This is a genomic window from Streptomyces netropsis (assembly GCF_014203545.1).
In the GTDB taxonomy this organism is placed as follows: Bacteria; Actinomycetota; Actinomycetes; order Streptomycetales; family Streptomycetaceae; genus Streptomyces; species Streptomyces netropsis.
This window is the reverse complement of record NZ_JACHJG010000009.1, coordinates 154,745-164,457: the sequence shown is the minus strand read 5'-3', so window position 1 is coordinate 164,457 and position 9,713 is coordinate 154,745. Positions and strand designations below refer to the sequence as shown.

At 72.6% G+C, this 9,713-nt stretch carries 7 protein-coding genes and 1 pseudogene; all 8 read left to right on the top strand.

Going from position 1 to position 9,713, the window contains the following annotated elements:
• Positions 1 to 4: 4 nt before the first annotated feature.
• The 8 genes and pseudogenes from FHS38_RS21840 (at position 5) to FHS38_RS21805 (ending at position 9,713) form a co-directional block, all read left to right on the top strand.
• Positions 5 to 220, top strand: a complete 216-nt coding sequence (locus FHS38_RS21840) for an MbtH family protein (protein WP_184735914.1) — start codon at positions 5 to 7, stop codon at positions 218 to 220.
• Between the two features lie 126 nt (positions 221 to 346).
• A complete protein-coding gene (locus tag FHS38_RS21835) occupies positions 347 to 1,180 on the top strand; it encodes a M55 family metallopeptidase (protein WP_184735912.1) in 834 nt (277 codons plus the stop codon).
• A pseudogene (locus FHS38_RS21830) lies at positions 1,173 to 2,498 on the top strand (M20/M25/M40 family metallo-hydrolase); the annotation flags it as partial. The gene FHS38_RS21835 and the pseudogene FHS38_RS21830, both read left to right, overlap by 8 nt.
• A gap of 158 nt (positions 2,499 to 2,656) precedes the next feature.
• Entirely contained in the window at positions 2,657 to 4,645 is a 1,989-nt protein-coding gene (locus tag FHS38_RS21825) for a prolyl oligopeptidase family serine peptidase (protein ID WP_184735908.1), read from the top strand.
• A gap of 321 nt (positions 4,646 to 4,966) precedes the next feature.
• The gene (locus tag FHS38_RS21820; protein ID WP_184735906.1) at positions 4,967 to 5,761 is read left to right on the top strand and encodes a 2,3-dihydro-2,3-dihydroxybenzoate dehydrogenase; all 795 of its coding nucleotides are present in this window, start codon (positions 4,967 to 4,969) and stop codon (positions 5,759 to 5,761) included.
• A 353-nt stretch (positions 5,762 to 6,114) separates the two neighbouring features.
• Positions 6,115 to 7,329 (top strand): isochorismate synthase DhbC, encoded by a 1,215-nt coding sequence (gene dhbC, locus FHS38_RS21815; RefSeq protein ID WP_184736145.1) that lies wholly within the window; start codon positions 6,115 to 6,117, stop codon positions 7,327 to 7,329.
• Positions 7,326 to 8,981, top strand: coding sequence for a (2,3-dihydroxybenzoyl)adenylate synthase (locus FHS38_RS21810; protein WP_184735905.1), 1,656 nt, complete (start codon positions 7,326 to 7,328; stop codon positions 8,979 to 8,981). The genes dhbC and FHS38_RS21810 overlap by 4 nt, the downstream gene beginning before the upstream one ends.
• Positions 8,982 to 9,080: 99 nt before the next feature.
• A complete protein-coding gene (locus tag FHS38_RS21805) occupies positions 9,081 to 9,713 on the top strand; it encodes an isochorismatase family protein (RefSeq protein ID WP_184735903.1) in 633 nt (210 codons plus the stop codon).

The window sequence follows — 9,713 nt, the reverse complement described above, 5'->3', positions numbered from 1 at the left end:
TCCCATGAGTGACAACCCGTTCGACGACGCCGACGGCACGTTTCACGTCCTGGTCAATGACGAGGGCCAGTACTCCCTGTGGCCCTCCTTCAGCCCGGTACCCGCGGGCTGGACGCCGGCGCTGAGCGACGCGGACCGGCAATCGGCCGTCGCTTTCGTCGAAGAGCACTGGACGGACATGCGGCCCCGCAGCCTGCGGGAGGCGTCGGTCGGCGGCTGACGGACAGCGGGACCACCAGGTCGTCGACCGACGTTGAGCCACCCGGGTCGACCTTCGGTGGTCTGGACCTCCGGAGTTATCCACAGGCCTGGTCCGGGTGTTCGCCGACGCGTAACGTGACGGGGCATGAAGATCCTGATCTCCGCGGACATGGAAGGCGCCACCGGCGTCACGTGGCCCGCCGATGTGCTGCCCGGCACGCCGCAGTGGGAGCGGTGCCGCCATATGTTCACGTCGGATGTGAACGCGGCGATCGCCGGGTTCTTCGACGGCGGCGCCGATGAGGTCCTCGTCAATGAGGCGCACTGGAGCATGCGCAATCTGCTGCTGGAGAAGCTGGACGAGCGGGCGGAGATGCTCACGGGCAAGCACAAGACCCTGAGCATGGTCGAGGGCGTCCAGCACGGTGACGTGGACGGCATCGCCTTCGTCGGGTACCACGCGGCGGCGGGCGCGGAGGGGGTCCTCGCGCACACCTATCTCGCCAACTCCATCACCGGCGTATGGGTGAGCGGCGAGCGCGCCAGCGAGGGTCTGCTGAACTCCCTGGTCGTCGCCGAATACGGTGTTCCCGTGGTGTTGGTGACCGGCGACGACCTCACATGCGAGGACGCCAAGGGTTATGCGCCGCTGGCCCCTTCGGTTGCCGTCAAGGACTACGTCTCGCGGTACGCGGCGGTGTGCCGCACCCCGGCCCGTACGGCCTCGGACATCAGGGCCGCGGCGAGCCGGGGGACGGCGCTCGCGGTGCGGCACGAGCCGGTCAGGGGCGGGCCGTTCACGGTGGAGCTGGAGTTCGACGCCGCGCACCTGGCCGGCGCCGCGACGGCCGTGCCGGGCGTCGAGCATTCGGGCGAGCGCCGGGTCTCCTACACCATGCCGACCATGTACGAGGGCATCCGCTGCTTCAAGGCGGTCACAACCGTCGTGTCGGCCGCGGTGGAGGAGCAATATGGCTGACGTCATGACGGAGCGGGTCGACGGGCAGGCGCTGGAGGAGGCCGTGCGCTTCACTTCGGAGCTGATCCGCATCGACACCACCAATCGCGGTGGCGGCGACTGCCGGGAGCGCCCGGCCGCGGAGTACGTCGCGGAGCGGCTCAGCGAGGTGGGCATCGAGCCGACCCTGCTGGAGAAGGAGCCGGGCCGTACGAACGTGGTCGCCCGGATTCCCGGCAGCGATCCAAGCGCGGACGCGCTCCTGGTCCACGGACATCTCGACGTCGTCCCCGCCGAGCCCGCCGAGTGGAGCGTCCATCCGTTCTCGGGAGAGGTCCGCGACGGGGTGGTGTGGGGCCGGGGCGCGGTCGACATGAAGGACATGGACGCGATGGTCCTGTCCGTGGTCCGGGCCTGGGCCCGGGCCGGGGTCCGCCCGCGGCGGGACATCGTGCTGGCCTTCACCGCCGACGAGGAGGACAGCGCCGCCGTCGGCTCCGGATTCCTCGCCGACGAGCACGCGGAGCTCTTCGAGGGCTGCACGGAGGGCATCAGCGAGTCCGGCGCGTACACCTTCCACGGCGACGGCGGGCTGCGGCTCTACCCCGTGGCGGCGGGGGAGCGCGGCACGTCCTGGCTCAAGCTCACCGCACGGGGCACCGCCGGGCACGGCTCCAAGGTCAACACGGACAACGCGGTCAGCACGCTCGCCGCCGCCGTCACCCGCATCGGCGACCACCGGTGGCCGGTCCGGCTCACCCCGACCGTGCGGGCCGCACTGCGCGAGATCGCCGCGCTGTACGGGATCGAAGCCGATCCGGACGACGCGGACTTCGACGCGGACGGGCTGCTCGGCAAGCTCGGAGCCGCCGCCGCGCTGATCGCCCCGACGATCCGCAACAGCGCCAACCCGACGATGCTCGACGCCGGGTACAAGGTCAACGTCATCCCGGGCACCGCCGTCGGCTTCGTCGACGGGCGGACGGTGCCGGGTGGCGAGGAGGAGTTCCGCGCCACCTTGGACCGGCTCACCGGGCCCGGAGTGGCCTGGGAGTACTACCACCGGGAGAGCGGTCTCCAAGCCCCCGTCGACTCCCCGACGTTCGCGCGGATGCGGGCGGCCATCGAGCGCTTCGATCCACGCGGCCACGTGGTGCCGTTCTGCATGTCCGGCGGCACGGACGCCAAGCAGTTCGCCCGGCTCGGCATCACCGGCTACGGCTTCGCACCGCTCCGGTTGCCCCGGGGATTCGACTATCAGGCGCTCTTCCACGGTGTCGACGAGCGGGTTCCCGTCGAGGCGCTGCACTTCGGTGTGCGGGTGCTCGACCATTTCCTGATGGAAGAGAACACCGAGCGGGAAATCCCCGGGCGCGAAACCCCGGCATACGAAGTGCCCGCACACGAAGTGCCCGCACGTGAAGAATTCCCCATCGAAAGCCCGTTGGGCGAAAAGGATCTGACGGCCGATCACGGCCGCAAGGAGGCGCGGTAATCATGGTGTCCACGGCGCCCTACGGAGCTTGGCCGTCCCCGATCGACGCCGCGCTCGCCGCGTCGCACGACGGCAAACCGGAGTACGTGGGCACGGTCGGCGACGAGGTGTGGTGGGTCGAGCCGCGCCCGGCCGAGAAGGGCCGGCAGACGCTGGTGCGGCGTCGCCCCGACGGCAGCGAGGTCAGCCCGCTGGCCGCCCCGTGGAACGTCCGCAGCCGGTTCCTGGAGTACGGGGGGCAGCCCTGGGCCGCGGTCCCCCGGGAGACCGGCGGGCCCCTGCTGGTCTTCGTCGACTTCGCCGACCAGCGACTGCACGTCTGCGAGCCCGACCGCCCGGCGGGCGGCGGGCCGAGGCCGCTGACGCCGCTCTCGCCGGTCGGCGGCGGGCTGCGCTGGGCGGACCCGGTGCTCCGGCCGGAGCTGGGTGAAGTGTGGTGCGTCCTGGAGGAGTTCACCGGGGACGGGGCGGGCGAGGTGCGGCGGGTGCTCGCCGCCGTTCCCCTGGACGGCTCCGCCGCCGAGGACCGCACGGCGGTGCGCGAGCTGACCGACGACCGGCACCGCTTCGTCACCGGGCCGCGGCTCTCCCCGGACGGCCTGCGGGCCGCGTGGCTCGCCTGGGACCATCCCCGCATGCCCTGGGAGGGCACCGAGCTGAAGCTCGCCGACGTGACGGCGGACGGTCGGCTCACGGGCACCCGCACGGTCATGGGCGGCCCCCGGGAGTCCGTCGCACAGGTGGAGTGGGCCGAGGACGGCTCCCTGCTCGCCGCGACCGATCGCACCGGCTGGTGGAATCTGCACCGCCTCGACCCGGAGACGGGCGAGAGCGTCAATCTGTGCCCGCGCGAGGAGGAGTTCGCGGGCCCGCTGTGGCGGGTGGGCCACCGCTGGTTCCAGCCGCTGACCCACGGTCTGGTCGCCGTGATCCACGGCCGGGGCGCCACCGCCCTCGGCATACTCGACACCGAGACCGGTGAGCTGGTCGACGCGGCCGGGCCGTGGACGGAGTGGGCCCCGACGCTGGCGGTCGCCGGCACCCGTGTCGTCGGCGTCGCCGCGAGCCCCCGCACGGCCTACGAGGTGGTCGAGCTCGACACGTGCACCGGCCGGGCCCGGGCGATAGGCGCCAGACACGCCGACCCCGTGGACCCCGCGTACTACCCGGAGCCGCTGATCCGCACCTTCGTCGGGCCGGACGGCCGGGACATCCACGCCCACATCTATCCGCCGCACAGCCCCGACCACACCGCGCCCGCCGATGAACTCCCCCCGTTCGTGGTGTGGGCGCACGGCGGCCCCACCAGCCGGGCACCGCTCGTGCTGGACCTGGAGATCGCCTATTTCACCTCGCGCGGCATCGGGGTCGCCGAGGTCAACTACGGCGGTTCGACGGGCTACGGGCGTGAGTACCGCGACCGGTTGCGGGAGCGCTGGGGCGTCGTCGACGTGGAGGACTGCGTGGCCGTGGCCGAGGCGCTCGCCGAAGAGGGCAGTGCCGACCGCGCCCGGCTGGCCATCCGGGGCGGCAGCGCGGGCGGCTGGACGACCGCGGCCTCGCTCGTCTCCACCGGTCTCTTCGCCTGCGGCACCATCAGCTATCCGGTGCTGGACCTGCTGACGTGGGCGTCGGGAGGCACCCACGACTTCGAATCGCACTATCTGGAGAGCCTGATCGGGCCGTTGGCCGAGGTGCCCGACCGGTATCGGGACCGCTCGCCGCTGCACCGCGCGGACCGGGTGTCCGGGGCCTTCGTCCTCCTCCAGGGCCTGGACGACCCCATCTGCCCGGCCGCGCAGAGCGCGCGGTTCGTCGAGGCGATGGCCGGGCGGGGTGTGCCGTACGCGTATCTGACCTTCGAGGGGGAGGGGCACGGTTTCCGCCGGGCCGACACGATGATCCGCGCGTTGCACGCGGAACTCTCCCTTTACGCGCAGACCTTCGGTATCGGCGCGCCCGGCATACCCGTTCTGCAACTCGCCGAATGACGGTGCGTCGGGCGGAGGGCGAGGGGCCGGGCGTGGGGTCGGGTCCGGGGGCGCGGCGTGGGGAGGGGCGCCGTGCGACCCTCGGCGAGGGTGAGGTTAGGCTGGCCTAAGCCCCGGTGGGTTCGATGGTGTGACCCCCCGGCACCTTTCTTGACGTTTTCGCATTGCCCGTCGTTTACCGAAACCTGGAGTTCCGCATGTTCACTCGGTGTTCCGCGTGAGCGGCCTCGGTGTCGCGCGGCCGGGTGTGCGGCATTCCGCACGGCAATTCCCTTCGGGCATGTCTGTCATGTAAGGTAAGCCTTACCTAATTCAAATGGAATGGGGGGAACCGTCGTGCAGCAGCCAGAACTCGCCGGCCGTGTCGCGTTGGTCACCGGTGCCGGACAAGGCATAGGCGAGGCCGTGACCCGCGCCCTCGTCGCATGTGGAGCGCGTGTCGCGGCCCTGGACTGGGCCACGGAGGGCGTCAAGGAGCTCGAAGCGGAATTCGGTGCCGACCGGGTCGTCGCCCACAGCGCCGATGTCGCCGACAGCCTCGCCGTCGACGCCGTCGTCGACGAGGTGGAGCGCACCCTCGGCCCGATCGCGATCCTCGTCAACGTCGCCGGAGTGCTGCGCACGTCCCCCGTGGTGGACATCACCGACGAGGTGTGGGACCGCACCTTCGCCGTCAACTCCACCGGCGTCTTCAACGCTTCCCGTGCCGTGGCCCGCAGGATGAGCGAGCGCCGCGACGGATGCATCGTCACCGTCGGCTCCAACGCCGCGGGCGTGCCCCGCACCAGCATGGCCGCGTACGCCGCCTCCAAGGCCGCCGCCACCATGTTCACCAAGTGCCTCGGACTGGAGCTCGCCCGCAGCGGAGTCCGCTGCAACGTGGTCTCGCCCGGCTCCACGGACACCGCCATGCAGCGCGGCCTGTGGGCCGACGAGCAGGCCCCCCAGCGCGTCATCGACGGCGACCCCGCGACCTACCGCGTCGGGATCCCCCTCGGCCGCATCGCCGAACCGGCCGACATCGCCGACGCCGTCACCTTCCTCGTCTCGGACCGGGCCCGGCACATCACCATGCACGACCTGTACGTCGACGGCGGGGCCACCCTGCGCGCCTGACGGCCCGCCCGCCACCGACCGCGCGGCCCGACGGCCTGCCGCCCCTTTCACCGAAAGGCCGTCCCGGCGCCGACACCGCCCGCCGTCGGCCCGCACCGCCCCACGACCGACCCCCACCCGGTCGGCCCGATCGACCCAGGGACCCCGCCCGACCCGGGCGGCTCCCACCGCACCACACCAGCGCCGGGCGAGGCCCGCCCTGCCGGGACCCGGCCAGGCCCGGCCCGCCCGAACCACTTCACGCCACACCGGTGCGACCCACCGGAGGAACGGAGCAGCAGGTGACCACGGTTCACCACGTCGCCGACCGGCCGGGCGAGCCCGCAGCTCGCACGGACGGCCGCCTCACCGCAGTGCCGGGAGGCGTCGGTCAGCGGATCGAACGGCCCGAGGACACCGTCGGCGCCGCGACCTCGCTGCTCGACGCCTACGAGCCCGCCCGGGCCCGTTTCTTCGCCTCGCCCACCCGCACGCTCCTCGCCTACGGGACGCGGGCCGAAGTGCCCCACGGCGGCACCCCCTTGGCGCGCCGCGTCACCGAGACCCTCGACGCCGAGCTGCTCGCGGGCAACCCGGCGCCCATCGTCGTCGGCGCGGTGCCCTTCGACCAGAGCGCCCCCGCCTCCCTCGCCGTGCCGCAGGCCGTCCGCTGGGCGCCGGCGCTGTCCGAGGACCCGCTGATCGCCCTGCCCGCCGCCGCCCCCGCCGCCGCGGACTGGGACATCCGGCCGATACCCGAGCCGGGTGTCTACGGAGCCGCGGTCGCCGAGGCCGTCCGCCGCATGAGACGCGGCGACTTCAGCAAGGTCGTCCTCGCCCGGACCCTGGAGCTGCGCTCCTCCCGCGAACTCGACCTCCCCGCCCTGCTCCAGCGCCTCGCCCGCCGCGACCCGGCCGGATACACCTTCGCCCTGCCGACCGGCCCCGGCCGCACCCTCCTCGGCGCCAGCCCCGAGCTGCTCGTCTCCCGGCGCGGCGGCGTCCTGATCGCCAACCCGCTCGCCGGCTCCACCCCGCGCAGCGCCGACCTCGCCGAGGATGTGCGCCGGGCCGCGGCGCTCCTGGAGTCGGAGAAGGACCTGCACGAGCACGCCGTCGTCGTCGACGCGGTCCGTGCGGCGCTCGCCCCGTACTGCCGGACCCTCGACGTCCCCGCGCGCCCCACGCTCGTCCGGACCGCCGCCATGTGGCACCTGTCCACGACCGTCGTCGGCGAGCCGGCCGACCCCGCCGTCTCCGCCCTGGAACTGGCCTGCGCGCTGCACCCCACCCCGGCCGTCTGCGGTACCCCCACCACCACCGCGCGCGACGTCATCCAGGAGCTGGAGCCCTTCGACCGGGGCAACTTCACCGGCATGGTCGGCTGGGGCGACGCGAGCGGCGACGGCGAATGGGTCGTCACCATCCGCTGCGCCGAGGCCCGGGCCGAGGAGCGCACCCTGCGGCTCTACGCGGGCGCGGGCGTCGTCGCCCAGTCCACCCCGGAAGCCGAGACCGCCGAGACCGGCGCCAAGTTCCGTACATTCCTCGACGCCGTCGGCGCGGACCTCCAGGAGAACGGCCGATGAGCACCCAGCCGACCGACACCACCGACGCCCCGGGCTACCCCGCCGAGTTCGCCGAGCGCTACCGCGCCGCCGGCTGGTGGCGCGGCGAGACCTTCGGGCAGATGCTGCGCGAGCGGGCGCTGAACCACCCCGACCGCGTCGCGATCGTCGACCCCGCGGGTGCGGGGCGGCGCTGGACGTACGGCGAGCTGGACGACCGCGCCGACCGTCTCGCCGCCGGGTTCCTCGAGCGAGGCATCGCGAAGGGCGACCGCGTCGTCGTCCAGCTGCCCAACGTCGCCGAGTTCTTCGAGGTGATCTTCGGCCTCTTCCGCATCGGTGCCCTCCCCGTCTTCGCGCTGCCCGCGCACCGCGAGACGGAGATCCGCTACTTCTGCGAGTTCACCGAGGCGGCCGCCTACGTCATCGCCGACACCAGCGGCGGCTTCGACTACCGCGACCTGGCGACGAAGGTACGGGCCGAGGTGCCCACCCTGCGCCACGTGTTCGTGGTGGGGGAGCCCGGCGAGCACACCGCGCTCGCCGACCTGGAAAGCGAGGCCCGTGAGCCCGTCGCCGTCGCCGACGGCCCGGCCCCCGGTGACCTGGCCTTCCTCCAGCTCTCCGGCGGCTCCACCGGTGTGCCCAAGCTCATCCCGCGCACCCACGACGACTACATCTACTCGCTGTGGGGCTCCAACGAGCACTGCGCGGTCGACGAGAACAGCGTCTACCTCTGCGCGCTGCCCGCCGCCCACAACTTCCCCCTCAGCTCGCCCGGCACCCTCGGCGCGCTCTACGCCGGCGCCCGCGTGGTCCTCGCCCCGCAGCCCAGCCCGGACGTCGCCTTCCCGCTCATCGAGCGCGAGGGCGTGACCATCACCGGTCTCGTGCCGCCGCTCGCCCTGGTGTGGACCGAGGCCGCGCCGAACAGCCCGCACGACCTCGGCACCCTGGAGGTCCTGCTGGTCGGCGGCGCGAAGTTCAGCGAGGAGGCCGCGCGGCGCGTCCGCCCCGCGCTCGGCTGCACCCTCCAGCAGGTCTTCGGCATGGCGGAGGGCCTCGTGAACTACACACGGCTCGACGACCCCGAGGAGACCATCGTCACCACGCAGGGCCGCCCGATCTCCCCGGACGACGAGATCCGCGTCGTGGACGACGAGGACAACGACCTGCCCGTCGGCGCCACCGGCCATCTGCTCACCCGCGGCCCCTACACCATCCGCGGCTACTGGCGGGCCCCCGAGCACAACGCCAAGTCCTTCACCGCCGACGGCTTCTACCGCACCGGCGACGTCGTCCGGGTCACCGGGACCGGCCACCTCGTCGTCGAGGGCCGGGCGAAGGACCAGATCAACCGGGGCGGCGAGAAGGTCGCCGCCGAGGAGATCGAGAACCACATCCTCGCCCACCCCGCCGTGCACGACGTCGCCGTCGTCTCCATGCCCGACGACTACCTGGGCGAGCGCACCTGCGCGTACATCGTGCTGCGCGAGGGCGCCGAGCCGGTCAAGTCGATCGCGGTCAAGAAGTTCGTCCGCGAGCGCGGCCTCGCGGCCTACAAGGTCCCCGACCGGGTGGAGTTCGTCGAGGAGTTCCCGCAGACCGGCATCGGCAAGGTCTCCAAGAAGGACCTCCGCGCGGCGATAGCCGCCCGCCTCGTCACTTCCTGAAGTCACCTCTTGAAGCCACTTCCTGAAGCCACCCCCTGAAGCCCGCCCGTCACCGCGGCCCCGGCTCCCCACACGCTTTCCGAAAGGCCCCTCACCACCATGGCGCTCCCTGCCATCACCCCCTACGCCATGCCCACCGCGGACACCCTCCCGGCGAACAAGGTCGACTGGACCGTCGACCCGGACCGCGCCGTGCTGCTGGTGCACGACCTGCAGAACTACTTCCTCGGCGCCTTCACCCCGGACGCCTCCCCGCTCACCGAGCTCCTCGCCAACACCGCCCGGGTCAAGAGCGCGTGCGAGCGCCTCGGCGTGCCCGTCGTCTACTCCGCCCAGCCCGGTGGCCAGAGCGCCGAGGAGCGCGGCCTCCAGCAGGACTTCTGGGGCCCCGGCCTGCCGGACGACGAGCGGGCCAAGGCCATCGCCGACGCCGTCGCCCCCACCGAGCGTGACACGGTCCTGACGAAGTGGAAGTACAGCGCCTTCGTCCGCACCGACCTCGCCGAGCGGATGGCGGCCCAGGGCCGCGACCAGCTGATCATCGTCGGCGTCTACGCCCACATCGGCGTCCTGATGAGCGCCTGCGACGCATGGATGCGCGATATCCAGCCTTTTCTGGTCGCCGACGCCGTCGCGGACTTCTCCGCGGACGACCATGAGATGGCCCTGCGCTACGCCGCCGCCAAGTGCGCCGTCGTGACGACCACCGACCGCCTCTTCGAAAAGGTCTGA